This is a genomic window from Nocardia coffeae (genome assembly GCF_019890715.1).
In the GTDB taxonomy this organism is placed as follows: Bacteria; Actinomycetota; Actinomycetes; order Mycobacteriales; family Mycobacteriaceae; genus Nocardia; species Nocardia jiangxiensis.
This window is the reverse complement of the sequence record NZ_JAINZY010000005.1, coordinates 546,049-563,354: the sequence shown is the minus strand read 5'-3', so window position 1 is coordinate 563,354 and position 17,306 is coordinate 546,049. Positions and strand designations below refer to the sequence as shown.

Genomic DNA, 17,306 nt, shown 5'->3' with positions numbered 1-17,306 from the left:
AATGTCGCGGGAGCGGCCGCCGGAGCGGCGATCGGGGCGGGCCTCGGCGCGGCGGGAGGTGCGGCCGCCGGTGCCGCCGTGGTCGGGATTCCGGCCGCCCTCGTCGGCGGGGTGGCCGGCGGAATCGTCGGCGGCGCAGCCGGATCCGCCTTCGGCGCGGCGGTCTGATTCGCGGCGAACAGGGGATGGTTCCGGGGCCGATCGCCGATTACGATGCTGTCCGGGCGACTCGACGACGCGTCACCCATCCAGCAGATCATCGTGAAGGTGGTGTCGTGACTCGTCGTCGCAAGGTTTCGGCCGGTCTCGCAGCCGGATTGGCCGCACTGGCGGGTGCGGCCCTGATGGCGTGCACCGGGATCGCACTGGCCGACCCCGGGACGGTGCAGCCCGGGGTGAGCGCGGTGACCCCCGCGCCCCAGAAGTCGCCCCAAACCGATCAACCGGCCCAACTCCATTCGGCCACACCACAAGACCAGTCCCCCGCACCCCGCCGCCGCAGCACCCCCAAACCCTCGCAGACCACCACCCCGGCGGCGCCCCGCGAGGTCCACATCGGCGACCTGAACGCCCCCGTCCCCAACGTCGTGCCCGACGCGGTGGTCGACGGCGTCAACCGCACCAACCAGGACCTGCAGAGCATCATCAAGCCCACCCCCACCCAACAGCCGCACCACTAGCCGATCCTCGGCCTCGATCGGCCCCGGGAGAACACCCGAAATCGGCAGTGGCGCACAGCTCATCCAGCTGATATCGATCTCGAATATCCTGCGGCGCAGGTGATCAGAACAGGGTCGGTTCTCCGAAGCCCGGGGTGCGTTCGATTTCGAGGAGATGCGCCTTGGTGGTTATGCCGCCGGGGGCCGAGAAGCCGTGTAGGGCATGGTCGGCGGCCAGGACTCGGTGGCAGGGGATGATCAGGGGGATCGCGTTCTGGCCGAGTGCCTGGCCGACGGCCTGGGCCGCGCCGCGGGCGCCGATGCGCTCGGCGACCTGGCCGTAGGTGAGGGTGTGGCCGGGGTCGATGGCCCTGGTCACGCCGTAGACGGCGCGGTGGAAATCGGGAAGTTCGGTGTGGTCCAGCCGGATCCAGCGCAGATCGTCGAGGTTGCCGTCGAGGTGGGCGCGGCACGCTGCGATGACCTCGGCGGCCGTGGCATCCGGCTCGACCTCCCGGGCGCCGTCGCGCAGCATCCGGGTGCGGGTGTCCTGCGGTGTGGCCTCGGGTAGATGGAAGCGCAGGACGCCGACATCGGTCCAGACGAGGGCACAGACACCGATCGCGGTGTCGAAGAGCGCTGCCGAGGGCGAGCGATCCGAGGCGGGCATACCGTCAGTCTGCCGGACGGCACCGACAAGTTTCTATGCAGCAGTCCACTTCTCAGAACTGGACTGCCCTACGGAATACTCGACGACGCCCGACGACGGACGGCCGCACAACCACATCGGACTCGGCCCCGGCATCGCGATACGACTCGGCCGCAACCAGATCCGCGTATTGCCGCTGATCGTCTCGAAACGACAGCGACCAGTCCGACATCGGCGCATGCGGCCGATAACGCTCGAGCAGTCCGACAGCGCGCCCGGCGCCGCGCAGCGCGAGCCGATACACGATCACCGCGAAGGCCGCGACGACCAGCACAGAGGCGAGAAAGGTGACCATGTAGAGAATGATCCGGCCAGCTGGACTTGAATCAAATATCCAGAGGGTCGATACTGGACTGCATGGCAATACGTGTGATCAGCGCCGCCACCCTGACCCGCGATCTGGGCCGCTGGCGACACGACGAGAACGGTGACAAACGCGCGGCCCGCCCAGCGTATCTCGCTCTCGCGGAAAGCATTCGGCTGCTGATCCACGACGGCCGCGCCCCGCTGGGCGTCGCCCTGCCGAGTGAGCGAGATCTCGCCACCACCCTGAGTGTGAGTCGCACCACGGTCACCTCCGCGTACGCCCTCCTGCGCGAACACGGCTATCTGATCAGCCGCCAGGGTTCGCGCAGCACCGTCGCCCTGCCGCCGAGCGTCGCGCACGACGGCGCGAAACCCGCGCGCAGCATTCTGGCGCTGATGTCGCCGAATCAGGTGCCCACGATCGACCTGACCTATGCCGCGATGTCCGCTCCCCCGGAGATGAACGACGCGTACTCCGCTGCACTACAAGGCATTCCGCTCTATCTCGGCACACACGGCATGGATCCGGTCGGCGTCCCGCCGCTGCGCGAGGCGCTCGCCCGCCGCTACACCGAGCGCGGCCTGCCCACCGAACCCGATCAGATCCTGGTCACCCTCGGCGCTCAGCACGGCCTGCGCCTGCTGCTGAACGTCCTGACCGCACCGGCCGAACGAGTCCTGATCGATCACCCGACCTACCCCAACGCCATCGAGGCGATTCGCGATGTCGGCGCGCGCCCGGTCCCGGTTCCGCTGCTCCCGGAACACCCCGAAGCCGGTTGGGACCTCGACGGAATCCGCAGTGCGGCCAGGCAAACCGCGGCCAGCGCGGCATATCTACTGCCGGACTTCAACAATCCGACCGGACTGCTGATGAATGAGCGCGACCGCGCCGAACTCGCCGCCATCGCCCGCGACACCCGGATGACGGTGATCGTCGACGAATCCATGGTGGATCTGCAGCTCGACGGCGAAAATCCACCCCCGGTGGCCGCATTCGCCCGCGGCTCGGAGATCGTGACGATCGGTTCGGCGTCGAAATCGTTCTGGGGCGGTCTGCGCGTGGGCTGGGTCCGCGCCGCACCGTCGCTGATCACCAAACTGCTCGGCATCCGCTCGACGGTCGATCTGGGCACCCCGGTGATGGATCAGCTGGCCACGGTCCATCTGCTCGACAACGCGGGCCCCATTCTCGAGCAGCGCCGCGACCAACTCCGCAGCCGCCGAGCCACTCTGCTGGACGCCCTGGCCCAGGACCTGCCGGACTGGCGTGTGGTCCGCGGGGTCGGCGGCATGTCGCTGTGGGTCCAGTTGCCCACACCGGTGTCCTCCGCCCTGGCAGCGGTCGCGCCCAATCACGGTGTGCTGCTGGCGGCCGGACCGCGCTTCGGGGTGCAGGGCGCGTTCGAGCGCTTTCTGCGAATCCCCTTCACCCGGGACGAATCCGATCTGCGACTCGGCGTGAAATCCCTCGCCGAGGCCTACTCCACTCTGACCCCGCACGCCGCGGAACCGCTGGCCCCCATCACCTACTACTGACCACAACGAAAAACCGCACTCCGTCCGGTGATTCGGGCGAGGCGCGGCTCAACGTACGGTGCCGATCAGGATTCGCCGTTGGCATCCTGTTCTGCGGACTCGGGCGCAGCGTGATCGGGAACGCCGGGATTGGGATCCCGGGACAGGTCTATCAGCGGGTGGCGCTCAGCGCCCTCGGGGGCCGCGTGCCGCCCCTGGCTCTGCTGCTCCTGACTCATCGTGTGCTCTCCCTCCAGTTTTCGGACATCAGCACCTTATCCCGGGCGATTTCGGGTAGGCGGAGCGCCCAATCCCCCGGGCGCAGTGACTAACCCAGAATGTCGTGCCGGACGATGGTCTCGTCCCGGCCTGGTCCCACGCCGATGCACGAGATACGCGCACCGGACAGCTCCTCGAGCCGCTCGACGTAGGCGCGGGCGTTGGCGGGCAGATCCTCGAAGGCGCGCGCGTGCGAAATGTCCTCCCACCAGCCGGGCATCTGCTCGTAGATCGGCTTGGCGTGGTGGAATTCGGTCTGCGTGGTCGGCATCTGCTCCACGCGCTCGCCGTCGATCTCGTAGGCGACGCAGATCGGCACCTGGTCCAGGCTCGACAGCACATCGAGTTTGGTGAGGAAGTAGTCGGTGATGCCGTTGACCCGGGTCGCGTAACGCCCGATGACCGCGTCGAACCAGCCGGTGCGGCGCGCGCGTCCGGTGGTGACGCCGACCTCGCCGCCGGTCTTGGCCAGATATTCGCCGGACTGGTCGAACAGCTCGGTCGGGAACGGCCCCGAGCCGACGCGGGTGGTGTACGCCTTCAGGATGCCCAGCACCGTGGTGATCTTGTTCGGCCCGATGCCCGAACCCACCGCCGCACCGCCCGCGGTCGGATTCGAGGACGTCACATACGGATACGTGCCGTGGTCGACGTCCAGCAGCGTGCCCTGCGAACCCTCCAGCAGGACCGTCTGCCCGCCTTCGAGCGCCTCGTTCAGCAGCAGCCGGGTATCGCTGATCCGGTGCTTGAAGCCCTCGGCCTGACCGAGCACCTCGTCGACCACCTGCTGCGGATCCAGCGCGCGGCGGTTGTAGATCTTGACCAGCACCTGATTCTTGAACTCCAGTGCAGCCTCGACCTTCTGGGTGAGAATCTTCTCGTCCAGCACATCAGCCACCCGCACGCCCACGCGTGCGACCTTGTCCTGGTAGCACGGGCCGATACCGCGGCCGGTGGTGCCGATCTTCTTGTTGCCCAGGAAACGTTCGGTGACCTTATCGATCGCCACGTGGTACGGCATGATCAGGTGCGCGTCGGCCGAGAGCAGCAGGCGCGAGGTGTCCACGCCGCGCTTCTCGATTCCCGCCAGCTCGTCCAGTAGTACGCCCGGATCGACCACGACACCGTTGCCGATGACATTGGTGACTCCCGGAGTCAGAATTCCCGACGGGATCAGGTGCAACGCGAAGTTGTCCCCATTGGGCAGGACGACGGTGTGCCCGGCGTTGTTTCCGCCCTGGTACCGCACGACCCAGTCGACCCGGCCGCCGAGCAGGTCGGTGGCTTTGCCCTTGCCCTCGTCGCCCCATTGGGCGCCGATCAGGACGATTGCCGGCATGTGGAGTCTCCTACGGTTTCGACGCGCAGCGCCAACGCTGCAGCTACCTGCCGTTTGTCGAGGCGGTGGCCGGGAGGACAGTCTAGTGGATGGCCGCCGCGTGGCCCGCGAAGCACGACGCCGACTGGCACACCGGACACCGACCGGGACTATCGTTGCTCGGGAGGCGGGCTTTGGGAGTTCGCCCGAGCGCAGCGAGGTCGAGCATGGTGTCGGTTCCGAGGAGGGTGTTCCGCAGTTGAGTACCCACGTTCTCCGCTGCAACGGCGCCCCGGTACCGATTGCGCTCGCGTCCCTCTCGATGACACAGACCTCGGCGATTCCCGATGCGGCTCGGATCGATGAGCTGTTGCCGGTGCTGGCCGCGGACAGTCTGCCCCGGCTGATCGTGCTGGGTGAGGACGCCGGTCTGGCCGCGGTGCTCACCCATCTGTTGCGCACCGAGCGACTGCACGTGGAGATCGGGTACGTGCCGGTGGATCGCACCTACGGTTCGCGCGCCTATGAGACCGGCACCGGTTCGGCGGCGGCCGAGCGGGCCCTGGAGGGCAAGCCGCAGGACACTCCGCTGATCCGCGACGACACCGGCAAGGTACTGGTCGGCCGCGCCACCGTGACCGGGCCGGACGGGTCCCGCCTGGAGGGCGAGGCCTATGCCGACGAGGTGCCGTTGTTCTCGGGAACCATTGCGGCCCTGAATATCTCGCCCACCTTGGAGATGCCGGGCGCACGCGCGGCGGTGGTGCGCAGGTTCCGCCGGCGGCGCTGGGTCGCCGGCCGCGCGATCCAGTTGGGCACCCCGGGCGCGGTGGTGACCCGCGACGGCATCGCCGACGACCGGACCGTGCCCCGGGCGAGTTTCTACCGGCACAACGAGCCCTGGCGGCTGGTTCGATGAACCGCCCGTTCAACACCCGGCGCATGACCGGGGCGGTCCGGCCCAGCCCGATATTCCTGCTGATCGTGCTGCTCACCGCGGTCGGCGGGGTGGTGGCGTGGGAGGCCGAACTGACGTCCTGGCAGGCCAAGCTCGGCGTGTTCGTCTTCGTGGTGGCGGGCTGGATCGTGAGTATGTGCCTGCACGAGTTCGGCCATGCGTATTCGGCCTGGCGGGCGGGTGATCGCGAGGTGGAGCTGCGCGGATATCTGACTCTCAACCCGCTGCGGTACGCCCATCCGATGCTGTCGATCGGGCTGCCGATGTTGTTCATCGCGCTGGGCGGATTCGCGCTGCCGGGCGGTGCGGTCTACGTCCACGCGCACAATTTCTCCCCGCGCGTACAACGCACGATCAGTGCGGCCGGGCCCGCGGTGAATCTGGCGTGCGCGGTGGCGCTGCTGGCGATCGTGCGCGCGGCCGGATCCGAGCAGGACCATCCGGCGTTCTGGTTCGGACTGAGCTTCCTGGCATTTCTGCAGGTCACCGCGACCGTTCTGAACCTGCTGCCGATTCCGGGCACCGACGGCTACGGAATTCTGGAGCCCTCGCTGAGTTATCGGACGCGGCGGTCGATGGATCAGTTCAAGCCGTACGGGCTGTTGTTGCTGCTGGCGATCCTGTGGGTGCCGGGGCTGAATCGGGTGTTCTTCACGGCGGTGAATTATCTGTTCGAACTCTCGGGCGTGTCCTCGGACTGGTCCGCCTACGGGAGTTACCTGACCCGATTCTGGAATTCCTTCTGAACAGCCCCGAGCCCGAATTCACCTGAGCCCGAATTCGCCCTGGCCCGGAAATGGGTGGACCGCCCGATCCAGTCCATCGGGCGGTCCGTCTTCGTACGGGCGTCAGCGCAGTCCACCCCCCTCGACCGGCGCACCGTCGGACAGTGCTGGACGACGTCCTCCCCGGGTCGCACCTACTGACGTGCGGACCCCGTCGCTCCGACCGCGGGACGCGCACCGCCCGTACGAAGTTCCGACCGCGCCACCCCTCGTCGACGCGGTACGACAACGAAGTTATCGGCAGTGGGAAGCCGCTTCACGAGTAGTGCACTACCCGAACCACGATCGTTTTCGCGCGCAATTGGATCGGCGAACGCGCAGTCGCCCTTCGGATTACGCATCGAGGAAAATTGGTCCGGACCGGACGGCATCCGAACAGCAACCGGCGCGGATTCCGCTGCGGCGCCGGAGTTCAGTCCTGCGGTTCGACGTAGGGACGTTCGACGGTCGGCGGGAGCAACGCCATGGCCGACAGCCGCTGCACACCGCAGACCTGCATGAGATCGACCACGATGGAACGAAGTTGGGCGAACACCACGTGCGCGGACAACCCCGCGCCGTCGACCAGATCCACGGTCGCACCCTTGGCGACGCGACGTAGCACCCGGGTTGCCTCGGCGGCGTCGGGCTGCCGGCCCGGATCGGCCAGGACGTACTGCCGCACCACCTCGATGGCCTTGCCGAGTTCCTCGACCTCCTCGACGATTCCGGGATCGAGGATCTCGTCGTCGCGGACCAGGGTCAGAGCGCGGCGCAACAGGACGCGGATGTTGCGCACGGCGTTGTCCAGCGGATCCACCGCCGCCCGAATCAGATCCAGGCGCGGACGGGCGTTCCAGTACAGCGGGGAGATCCGGCTGACCTCGCGGCCGCCCTCGACCGCACTGCGCAACCCGTCGATCTGCGATTGCGTCCCGCGCGCGGATTGCAGTGCGACACGGATCTTTTCCGGATCCTGCTCGTGCAGGCCGTCCGCGCAGCCGGTGAGCGCGCGGCCCATCACGGCCAGGATGTCGGCGGCCTGCTGACGCGCACGGCGCACCGGATGCAGCGGGAAGATCGCCACCACCGCGATCCCGACCAGTCCGCCGACGAGCGAATCCACCACGCGCAGTGCGGCTCCCCCGCTGTGCGGCGGATACAGCGTCGCCACCAGCACCGCGGAACTCGCGGCCTGCATCGGGATGACCGCGCCGCGATCGAGGAATATCGCCGATCCCATCGCCACCGCGACGACCAGCGCGATCTGCCACGGCCCGTTGCCGACCCAGGAGATGAACAGATCACCGATCCCGATGCCGACACTGACCCCCGCGACCAGTTCCACCGAGCGCCGGATCCGCGCGCCGAACGCGACACCGATCGAGATGACCGCCGCGACCGGCGCGAAGAACGGCTGGGGGTGACCGACGATGTGATGCGCGACATACCACGCGATCGCCGCACCCACCGCGCACTGCAGGATCGGCAGCGCGGATTTACGGAGGCGTTGCCAGCCACTGCGCATACGCTCGACACTGCTCTCCCGAACAGCACTGACGGTGAACGAATCTGTGTTCAATTGCCTCCGCTTCGCTCCGGGGGCCGCGGCCCTCCAAGGGCCGATTCTTCCCTCCTCCGCTCCTGCGCTTCGCTCCCCCGCTCCGTCAGTCCAGAATCGACCCGGGCCGCGGCCGAAGGTTGGCGTTGTCCGAGGTGGGCGGAACTCCGTGACGCAGGCGCATCGTCATCGCGCAGGGTCAGTCGATGCCGAGTTCGGCGGCGGCGCGGGGGTCGCAGTCCTCGAGCAGGTCCAGGCAGCGGGCGTACTCGTCGGTCTCGCCGATGGTGCGGGCGGCACGAGCCAGGGCGCCGACGCTGCGCAGGAATCCGCGGTTGGGCTCGTGGCTCCACGGCACCGGGCCGAAACCCTTCCAGCCGTTGCGGCGCAACAGGTCCAGGCCGCGGTGGTAGCCGGTGCGCGCGAAGGCGTAGGCGGCGATGACATCGGCGTCGACCGAATCCGGGCCGGTGGCCTCGGACCGGGTGAGCGCGGCCTCGGCCAGGTGCGCCCAGGCGATGGAGGCCGTCGGGTGCGCGGCGGCGACCTGAACCGGGTCCTGTTTCTCGAGCAGGGCCGACTCCGCCTCCACATTCTCGGGGAGAAGTACCGGCTGCGGTCCGAGCAGATCACCGAAGGACGTCATGGCTCACCATCCTATGGCAGCCGCAATCTGCACCGCTGTCCGAAATGCTCGTTAGGCTTGCCTGGACCGAAACCGATCCGCCGAACGAAGGGCAGCGTGTGTCCGACCCGACAGACGATAAGAAGCCGCAGCCGGACTCTCCCGGCGCCGAGCAACGTCCGTCGTCCGGTGCGCCCGGATCCGGCCCCGCCGCCGTCCGAAACCAATTCATCTCCCGCGACCAGCTCCCCGGCCGCGGACCGGCCGACTCCAACCGCCGTGACCAGGGCGGGCCGCAGCCGCGCGGTGTCGCGCCCGGTGGTCCCGCAGATCAGCGCGGCCAGGGACCGGGCGGTCGCGCGTCCGGCGGGCCGGTCCCCCCGGCCGCGGGACAGAACCGTCCGCCGGGCGGCCCCCAGGGCGCGAACCCCGGCTCGGGACAAGCCGATCCGCCGGATCCTCGTTCGGCGAACGCGGGCCCGCGTCCGGGCAATGCGGGCGCACCGGGCACACCGCGTCCGGGCAACGCACCGAGGCCACTGATCCCCGGCGCTCCCGGACGTCCGGGTGGCGCCCCCGCCGCACCCCGTCCGGGCGGACCGCTCCCGGGACCCGGCGCACCACGCCCCGGCGGCAGCCCGGCGGGGAACCCTCCCGGCAACGGGCCGACCCCCGGCACATCACGTCCGGGCGGCGGGTCCGCCTCGAATCCGCCCGGCGGCCCGCGCACGCCACAGCAGCCCGGCGATGACCGGTCCGCGAAGTCCGCGACCGGGTCGACAACTCCGGGGGGCGACACGTCATCGAATGCGCAGCGGCAGGGCGAAGGGCCGACGGCGAAATTCGCGGGTTGGCCGGTCCGGTCGAGACAGCCCGGCGACGCACCGGCCTCGAATCCGCCTGCCGCACCACGTCCCGGCGGCGGGCCCGCCCCGGCCTCGGGGACTGCACGACCCGGCGGCCCGACGGGCACACCCGGACCGACTCCCGGCGGCACGCCCGGTCAACCACGGCCCGGCGAGGGGCCGACGGCGAAATTCGGCGGCAATCAGGGGGGATCCCCTGGAAGTGCTCCGGATTCGCCCGGGACACCGCGTCCCGGCGAGGGACCCACGGCGATGTTCGGCAGCAATCCGGCGGGATCCCCCGGGAATGCTCCGGCTTCGAATTCGCCCGCCGCGCCGCGGCCCGGCGATGCGCAGACGCTGAAGTTCGCGGGCGGGTCGACGCCTCCGGGTGGTCGCGACCCCCGATCGACCACAGCGCCGGCGGACAACCGACGTCCGGGTGGCGGACAGCCCGCGGGATGGCCGGGCAGCGGACCGGCCCAGGGTGCGCCCGCCTCGGGTGAGCCGGTCCGGCCCGATGCGCGGACCGGCAACGGTCCCGCGCAGGGCTCGCCGACACCGGCGGACCGGCCGGGCCCGGCGGGATCGACGCCGCCGCGCCCCGGCAACGAATCCACCCGGAGTGCGCCGAACCCCGCGCCCGGACCGCAGTCCGGCGATCAATCGGGCCAGCGCACACCGCCACCGACCAATCCGGCCCGGCCGGGTCCGGGGCTGTTCGGCGCCCTGCGCGCCTCCCGCGATCTGGTGAACCCGCCGGGCCGGTCCGGCCCGGGAGCCGCACAGCCCGGCGACGAGCCCGCCCGGAACACGCCGACGAATCCGGCCGGACGGCCCGGCGCCGAAACCGCCGGGACCACACGCGGACCGGCACAACGGCCACCCACGCCTGCCGATTCGACGGCACGGTCCAACGCGGGCGCACCCGCCGGGCCGAGGCTCGGCGAAACCCCCGGAACCACGCGACCGGGCGGTCCGGCACAACGGCCACCGGCATCCGCCGATTCGACAGCACGGTCGGGTCCGAGGGCATCCGACGGACCGCGCCCCGGCGGCGGGCCCGGTCAGGACGCACCCCCGAATCCGACCGCGCGGCCCGGCAACGGACCTGCACAACGGCTACCCGGTTCGCCGGATTCGACAGCACGATCCGGGGCACCGCGCCCCGGTGGCGGACCCGGCCAGGACGCACCCGCGAATCCGGCCGGACGACTCGGTGCGGATCCCTCCGCGACATCGCGACTCGGTGGACCGGCGCAACGCCCGGCCGCAGCAGACACGACAGCCCGGTCCGGCGGCGGGACACCCACACGCCCTGGCAACGGTCCGGCACAACGGCCGCCCGCAGCTGCCGATTCGGTGGATCGCGGGGCGGTGTCAGCTATGGGACCGCGCTTCGGCGGGACCGGTGAGAGGGTACTCATGAGTTCGACCGGACGGCCCGGGGACGAGGCATCCGGAAAGCAGCAAACCGGCGGATCGGCGGGAGGGGCGGATTCGACTCCGCCCGGAAATTCCGCCGGGTCGGATTCCGGTGGCAAGTCCGATCAGGGCACTCCCGCGAATCCGGCGCCCCGGCCCGGGACCGAGTCCTCGCGGCCCGGCAACGGACCGGCCCAGAGCGGATCCAAGACCGACAACCCTGCGGACCGACGGAAGACCGGGACGTCCGCGTCGAGCCCCGGCGACGGGCCGACTCGCGTGATACCCGCGCCCACGAATCCCGCATCGGGTTCCGGGAGCGGGAATCCGGCAGCCCGGCCCGGCTCGGTAACACCGCCCCGGCCCGCGGGGGGATCCGCGAATCCGGCGACCGGGCCGGGCACGGGACCGTCGGCGGTGCCGCGGCCCGGCAGCGTGACGCCCCCGAAGCCGGGCGGGGCGGGATCGACCACACCGGCGGTGTCGCTGCCGGGCGGTTCTTCCGCACCTGCTGGATCCTCGAAGGGGCAGGATTCGTCGGCCGAGGGCGCGGCGGGGACATCCGAGGCCGTCACCCAGGCCATGGCCAAGGGCGGCGGGAAGCCCGGAACAGCCGGTAAGCCCGATTCCGGGAAGTCCGATTCCGATGCGCGGGAAGAGAATTCGGAGCGGTCCGGCACACCGGGCGCGAGCGGCAAGACCACGGTCATCCCCAAGTCCGCACTGCCGGGCGGAAAACCTTCCGGCACAGCGAAATCCGGATCGGGTACCGACCCGGACCAGGGCGGCGCGAAGCCGATCGATCCGAAAACCGCTGTCATTCCGATGGTCCCGGACACTTCCGGCGACAAGACGACCGTGTTGCCGATCCAGGGCTCGGGCGAGCAGGCCACCGAGAAGATGCGGATGGACGGCAAAGCCGGGACCAGCGCCCCCTCACCGGCGGATGCGCAACCCACCGACCCGGGACAGCCGCGGCCGTTCTCGGCCCCGGGCGGAATGCAGGCCCAGTCGGGATCGCAATCCTTTGCGGCACAACAGCAATCCCCGGCCGAGCCGCGCACCATCGCCACCCCCCAGCGCATCCCCGGCGCACCGGACGAATCGACGGGCGAGCCCAAGCGCCGCAACCGGCGCGGACTGCTGATCGCGGGCGCGGCGGCCGTGCTGATCGTGGTTGTGGTCGGCGTGATCATCGCCGTCGTCGGCAGTGGCGACAATTCGCCCGAGGCGAAGGTCAAGACGGCCATCACCGCCTACACCAAGGCCCTGGATTCGGGCAGTCTGCCCGATCTGCAGGCCGCGACCTGCGGTGCGCAGAACGATTTCTACAAGGGCATGGCGAAGTCTCCCGACCAGTACGCGAGCGTGCACAAACTCGCGGTCGACCAGCGCAAGATCCCCAAGGTCGACAGCGTGAACTCGGTCCAGATCACCGGCGACAAGGCGGTGGCGCAGGCCAGCGTCTACACCGACGCCGATGCCACCCGCACCTCGCGCACCTTCGACCTGCAGAACACCGCCGACGGCTGGAAGGTGTGTGATCTGCCGAACGCCGCACAGTAGTCCGGCATCGCCTCGTCCACGGTGTGACGAGGCGATTCGCCGTGTGCTGTGACGCTTTCGCGTCGTCGGGCGATACCCCTCACACACACCTGGTCATCGGTCCTACTCGCCGGTAGAGTAATTGAGTTATCCGGCCGCGCCCACAGCCCGGGTGTGGCCCGCGCATTTCGCGCCATGATCGCCTTTTACAGAGTAAAGACAAGCAGGGAGCACAGGGAATATGCCGCAGCTGGCACCCGAAGCGTCAGCAACCACGGAACTGGTCGGGCAGAACTTCCGCATCAGGGATCACTACGACGTCGGTCGTGAGAAGGTCCGGGAATTCGCCCGCGCGGTCCAGAACAACCACCCGGCACACCGCTTCGAGGACGAGGCAGCCAAACTCGGCCACCGGAACATACTGGCGCCGCCGACCTTCGCCGCCGTCATCGGCATGACGATCACGCAGGCACTGCTGGATTCGACGCTCACGCAATACGATCTGTCCCAAATCCTGCAGACGGACCAGCTTTTCGAGATCCACCGCCCGCTCGTGGTCGGCCGGCGCACGACCAGTCAGGCAAAGATCGAATCGATCCGCCAGGTGCGCGGCAACGACTTCGTCACCGTGCGGGCCACCCTGATCGACGAGGACGGCGAGGTCGCGGTCGTCGCGACGGTGACGATCGTGGCGCGATTGGGCCAGGAAGTCGACTCCGATATCGCCCGGCTGGTCGAGGGCCTGGTGATGCAGCGCCGCGAGACCACCGAGGCCGACCCCGAGGTGCTCATCCCGATCACCGAGGAGCAGGCCGTCATCGTGCCGCCGCTGGCGCGATCACGCGAGCACACCGGGGTGCACACGGTCCCGCGCTTCGAGGAGCTGGCCGTCGGCGACGAGCTGCCGATCGGCCGAATGCAGCTCACCCGTGGCGATCTGGTGAACTACGCCGGCGTCGCCGCCGATCCGAACCCGATCCACTACAGCGACCGCGCCGCCGAACTGGCCGGACTGCCGACCGTGGTGGCACACGGCCTGCTCACCATGGGTCTGGGCGCGGAGTACCTGAGCTCGTGGCTGGGCGACCCGACCGCCGTCGAGTCCTACAGCGTGCGTTTCGCGAGCCTGGTCCCGGTCGAGGCCACCGCGCCCGCCCGGATCGAATTCACCGCCAAGGTCAAATCCCTGGACCCCGAACGCCGTACCGCGACCCTGCTCCTCTCGGGCAGCTCCGCCGGAAAGAAACTCTTCGGCCGAGCCATAGCAGTAGTCCAGCTGAGCTAGGAGATTCAGTCTTCCAACTGCGCGTGCATCAGGTAGACGTTGTAGTCGCTCCAGGTGCTGATGGTGAAGTAGAGGTCCGAGCCGGTGGACCAGGGGTGGATGAAACCGCCGTAGAGCTCCGGATACCGGGAGACGCTGACCGTGGGCGTGCTCTCGGACCAGACGCCCTGGGGTGAATTCGCTTCGCGCAGAACGATTGCGGCCTTGGCGGTGTCCAGATAACTCATCTGCCAGAGGTTGCGCGTGGTGTCGTAGCGCACCGATAGTTCACCGGCCGGACCCTGGACTATCGGTGTCGCGGAAGCGGATCCGCCGACTGGCGTCCACGAACCCTCGTGCCAGTACTGATACGCGGATGTGTTGAGCACCTGGGATTTACGCACCCGAGCCAGGCCCACCGAGCCCAGGCGGGTATTGGGCGTGCCGAACATGTAGACGTAGTCGCCCTGCGGAACCATCGCCGCCACTTGGAAATTCGCCAGTCCGAAGATGTCGTCCCAGTGCGCGTAGGGGTCCTTGGTCCAGGTCCGGCCGTGATCGTCGGAGTAGGCGATACCGCCGTAGTTGGTGAAGAAGGTGCCCGGCGCGCTGTTCCACGTGCGAATCGACATGTAGCTCAGGTACTGTCGCGATCCGACCGCGAAACCCGAGGTCGGGATCGTGGTGATCTCGATGTTGTCCTTCTTGCGACTGTCCAGCACCTCGGCGGCGTGACACCGGTCGTCGGTCACCATGCGATCGAAGATCGCGCCGTGACTCAGATCGTGATTCCTGCTGAACGCCAGCACATTACTGCGCCAGTCCTGACCCATGCCGCCGGGCGGATGGAAGCCGACACCGACGGTGTCACCGAAGGCCATGGCGACCTCACCGGGCGCACTCTCCCACGAGATCCCCAGATCGGTGCCGTACACCTGCCACCGTTTGTCGGTGCGATTGACCGAATTCGCACCGGTTTCCTTGGCCACCTCGCGCACCTCCCCGATCCGCGGCGCGGCGCGCACCGCCGACTGCGGTCCCGGTTCGGTCGGCGGATGCTGTTGTGCGGGCGGCGGCGGACCGGTGTGCGGGGACGGTCCCGGAGGCAGCGCGAAGTAGAACGGCTTGGGATTCACCAGCACATCGGGCAGGCCCAGGCGTTCCAGCAGACTCGGCGGAGGTGCGGGCGTATCGGTCAGATCGGGGCACGGATTGGTGCACGGGTTGGTCGGCAATGTCATCGTGGTGCGTTTGACCGGCGCGGACGCCGACGGACCCGGATCCACGGTCACCACCGGATAGGGCACCGGAACGTCGAGCGTCTTGGGCACCAGCGAGGCGTGCGTCGGCACCGGATCGGTTGCGCACGGCCCGATTCCGGGCGCCGGTGCGGGATCCGCGTGCGCCACGACCGGCACGACCGATACCCCGAGGACGAGCGTTCCGACGGCAGCAAGCAACCGCATGGCCATGGTCCAACCCCTCGCTCCCCCACTTGCGCTTATCGCCCGGACCAGACCCTACTGTATTTTCTGCCTCCGCTGCGCTGCGGCGGGCCGCGGCCCCCGAAGGGCCGTCGAAGTTGGCGTTACCCCGGGTGGACGGGCCTGGGTAACCCGGATTGGCGTTGCACAATGTTGGTGAGCGCAGTGCACGTCGAACTCTCAGGAAAAGCCGCCTAGAGTTGACGCGAAGCATTCATCCGATAGCAGCGTTCAGGATTGCCGCCGTGAACATTTCAGTAGTGCGCCGCATGATTCCCGTCGTCGCAGCAGCCGGGCTGCTCGGCCTGGTCGCACCCGGCGCGGCGCTGGCCGCACCAGGCTCGGGCGCCGGGACCGGTGGTTCGAGCGCTGGTGGCAGCGGATTCACCGTGGACGATCAGGGCACGATCAGCGCGCCGCAGAACAATTCCGGCGATCAGAACACTCCGGTCTGGTATCCGAACTGCGCCTCGGTGCGCGCCGCGGGCAAGGCCCCGCTGTACTCCTCACAGCCCGGCTACAGCGCACTGCTCGATCCGAAGGGCACCGGCGTGGCCTGCGGCCCCGGCAGCACCACGCCCTGATCTACGGCGAGATACGCCGACTTCGACTGCCGACCTGGCCGATTCCACACCGACCCGGCCCGCCCAGTTCCGCCCGCCCCGGGTAACGCCGACGCCAAGGCTGCGGCCCGGGTCGATTCTGGACTGAGTGGAGCGGAGGAGCGCAGCGGGGGAGCGGAGGGAGGGAAGAATCGGCCCTCAGGGGGCCGCGGCCCGCCGGAGCGAAGCGGAGGCCATTAAACACTGCCCTCGAAGCGCAGGACCGTCGACCCGATCCGCACGGCGTCGCCGTCGGCGAGCACCGATCCGCTGTCGATCAGCTCCTCGTTGATGTAGAGGCCGTTCGCCGAATGCAGATCCTTGATCAGCAGTCCGGCCCGGCTCGGCAGGATGTGCGCGTGATACCGGCTGACCTTCGGATCGTCCAGCACCAGGTCGTTGTCGGTCATGCGGCCGATCTTCAAGCCGCCCTTGGGAATCGAGACCGCGCGCCCGTCGGGCAGACGCAGCTGCCCGGAACGCGCCATCCGCGGCGTCTCGGTGACCGTCTCGGTCATCGCCTGCGCCATCCGCTCGACCTTGGCGATATCGGCGGTGTTCAGCGGCTCCTGCCGCAGCACCCGCTGCTCCAGCTCGGTCAGCGCCGGACCCGGATCGATACCCAGTTCGTCGGCCAGGACCGTGCGGACCCGACGGCACGCCTCGAGCGCATCGGCCTGCCGACCGGACAGGTACAGCGCGGTGATCAACTGCACCCACAGGGGCTCACGCAGCGGATGCTCGCCGGTCATCGACACCAGCTCACCGACAACGGAAGAGGCTCGGCCACAAGCGATTTCGGCATCGATCCGGGCCGAGGCGACCAGTAGCCGCTCCTCGTCCATCGCGGTGGCGAAACTCTCGGCGAAATGCAGGCCGGACAGATCGTCCAGCGCCTTACCGCTCCATTCGGCCAGCGCCGCGCCGAACAGCTCCGAGGCGCCGCGCGGATCACCGGCCGCGACGGCCTCCGAACCGGCCCGCCGCGCCGCGTCGAAACGACCCAGATCACATCCGACGTCCGGGATCTCGAGCCGGTACCCCGCCGACTCGGTGCGCAGCACCGACGCCGCATCCAGCCCCGAATTACGCAGCGTCTTACGGATATTCGAGACGAACACCTGCAGACTCGCCTGATACGAGTCCGGTGGCTCCTCGTTCCAGACGATATCGGCCAGCGCCTGCGAGGACACCGCCCGCCGCCGATTCACCGTCAGCGCGGCCAGCAGCGCCCGCGGCTTGGGCCCACCCACCGCAACGGGCGCACCATCGATCATCAACCGAACGGGCCCGAGAACCCGAACATCCAAGCTGTGTGACACTTCACCCCGCCTAGCCGCTAAGGACGCGCCGCCCCGTCGGAGTCACGGTACACCCGCGCCCCGACGGCCCTGCGCAACAACTGCTCTCGCAATTCACCTGGGCAACCGCATGGGTACACCCA

Annotated in this window: 17 protein-coding genes; 7 read left to right on the top strand and 10 right to left on the bottom strand. The window is 69.1% G+C overall.

The genetic code is table 11. The features are described 5' to 3' along the window. Positions 1–275 precede the first annotated feature (275 nt). Positions 276–680: a hypothetical protein gene (locus K7711_RS22015; protein ID WP_222971278.1), complete on the top strand. Its 405-nt coding sequence runs from the start codon at positions 276–278 to the stop codon at positions 678–680. A gap of 103 nt (positions 681–783) precedes the next feature. Here K7711_RS22015 and K7711_RS22010 read toward each other — a convergent pair whose 3' ends face one another. Both K7711_RS22010 and K7711_RS22005 read right to left on the bottom strand, forming a co-directional pair. Then, positions 784–1,329, bottom strand: a complete 546-nt coding sequence (locus K7711_RS22010; RefSeq protein WP_222971277.1) for a methylated-DNA--[protein]-cysteine S-methyltransferase — start codon at positions 1,327–1,329, stop codon at positions 784–786. A 52-nt stretch (positions 1,330–1,381) separates the two neighbouring features. Continuing rightward, positions 1,382–1,663 carry a hypothetical protein gene (locus K7711_RS22005; RefSeq protein WP_222971276.1) on the bottom strand — a complete coding sequence of 94 codons (282 nt, stop codon included), beginning with the start codon at positions 1,661–1,663 and terminating at the stop codon, positions 1,382–1,384. A gap of 62 nt (positions 1,664–1,725) precedes the next feature. On the opposite strand from K7711_RS22005, the gene yczR reads away from it, so the two are divergent. Beyond that, positions 1,726–3,213, top strand: coding sequence for a MocR-like transcription factor YczR (yczR, locus tag K7711_RS22000; RefSeq protein ID WP_222971275.1), 1,488 nt, complete (start codon positions 1,726–1,728; stop codon positions 3,211–3,213). 65 nt (positions 3,214–3,278) lie between these two features. On the opposite strand, the gene K7711_RS21995 is transcribed toward yczR, so the two are convergent. Both K7711_RS21995 and K7711_RS21990 read right to left on the bottom strand, forming a co-directional pair. Beyond that, complete coding sequence (locus K7711_RS21995) at positions 3,279–3,431, bottom strand: hypothetical protein (protein WP_222971274.1); 153 nt, start codon at positions 3,429–3,431, stop codon at positions 3,279–3,281. 89 nt (positions 3,432–3,520) lie between these two features. After that, entirely contained in the window at positions 3,521–4,810 is a 1,290-nt protein-coding gene (locus K7711_RS21990; RefSeq protein WP_222971273.1) for an adenylosuccinate synthase, read from the bottom strand. A gap of 301 nt (positions 4,811–5,111) precedes the next feature. On the opposite strand from K7711_RS21990, the gene K7711_RS21985 reads away from it, so the two are divergent. Continuing rightward, the gene (locus K7711_RS21985) at positions 5,112–5,708 is read left to right on the top strand and encodes a hypothetical protein (RefSeq protein ID WP_235747527.1); all 597 of its coding nucleotides are present in this window, start codon (positions 5,112–5,114) and stop codon (positions 5,706–5,708) included. Beyond that, positions 5,705–6,493 (top strand): site-2 protease family protein, encoded by a 789-nt coding sequence (locus K7711_RS21980; protein WP_222971271.1) that lies wholly within the window; start codon positions 5,705–5,707, stop codon positions 6,491–6,493. Before K7711_RS21985 ends, K7711_RS21980 begins: the two co-directional genes overlap by 4 nt. Before the next feature lie 451 nt (positions 6,494–6,944). On the opposite strand, the gene K7711_RS21975 is transcribed toward K7711_RS21980, so the two are convergent. The 4 genes from K7711_RS21975 to K7711_RS21960 all read right to left on the bottom strand — a co-directional run bounded on the left by K7711_RS21975 (position 6,945) and on the right by K7711_RS21960 (position 11,440). Next, on the bottom strand, positions 6,945–8,039 hold the full coding sequence (locus tag K7711_RS21975) for an FUSC family protein (protein WP_222971270.1): 1,095 nt from the start codon (positions 8,037–8,039) through the stop codon (positions 6,945–6,947). A gap of 232 nt (positions 8,040–8,271) precedes the next feature. Continuing rightward, positions 8,272–8,718: a DUF3151 domain-containing protein gene (locus K7711_RS21970; protein ID WP_040828652.1), complete on the bottom strand. Its 447-nt coding sequence runs from the start codon at positions 8,716–8,718 to the stop codon at positions 8,272–8,274. A gap of 1,027 nt (positions 8,719–9,745) precedes the next feature. Then, positions 9,746–10,162, bottom strand: a complete 417-nt coding sequence (locus tag K7711_RS21965; RefSeq protein WP_222971269.1) for a hypothetical protein — start codon at positions 10,160–10,162, stop codon at positions 9,746–9,748. A 930-nt stretch (positions 10,163–11,092) separates the two neighbouring features. Further along, entirely contained in the window at positions 11,093–11,440 is a 348-nt protein-coding gene (locus K7711_RS21960) for a hypothetical protein (protein ID WP_222971268.1), read from the bottom strand. Between the two features lie 7 nt (positions 11,441–11,447). Here K7711_RS21960 and K7711_RS21955 point away from each other — a divergent pair, with 7 nt between their 5' ends. Next, positions 11,448–12,533 (top strand): Rv0361 family membrane protein, encoded by a 1,086-nt coding sequence (locus tag K7711_RS21955; RefSeq protein ID WP_222971267.1) that lies wholly within the window; start codon positions 11,448–11,450, stop codon positions 12,531–12,533. A gap of 220 nt (positions 12,534–12,753) precedes the next feature. Next, positions 12,754–13,797, top strand: a complete 1,044-nt coding sequence (locus tag K7711_RS21950; RefSeq protein ID WP_222971266.1) for a fused (3R)-hydroxyacyl-ACP dehydratase subunits HadA/HadB — start codon at positions 12,754–12,756, stop codon at positions 13,795–13,797. Between the two features lie 5 nt (positions 13,798–13,802). Here the strand turns inward: K7711_RS21950 and K7711_RS21945 are convergent, their stop codons facing one another. Continuing rightward, positions 13,803–15,248, bottom strand: a complete 1,446-nt coding sequence (locus K7711_RS21945; protein WP_372460171.1) for a glycoside hydrolase family 183 protein — start codon at positions 15,246–15,248, stop codon at positions 13,803–13,805. A 257-nt stretch (positions 15,249–15,505) separates the two neighbouring features. Between K7711_RS21945 and K7711_RS21940 the strand changes: the two genes are divergently transcribed. Continuing rightward, positions 15,506–15,844, top strand: coding sequence for an excalibur calcium-binding domain-containing protein (locus tag K7711_RS21940; RefSeq protein WP_308014870.1), 339 nt, complete (start codon positions 15,506–15,508; stop codon positions 15,842–15,844). Between the two features lie 215 nt (positions 15,845–16,059). Here K7711_RS21940 and K7711_RS21935 read toward each other — a convergent pair whose 3' ends face one another. Next, positions 16,060–17,139: a BTAD domain-containing putative transcriptional regulator gene (locus K7711_RS21935; RefSeq protein WP_222971265.1), complete on the bottom strand. Its 1,080-nt coding sequence runs from the start codon at positions 17,137–17,139 to the stop codon at positions 16,060–16,062. Positions 17,140–17,306 lie beyond the last annotated feature (167 nt).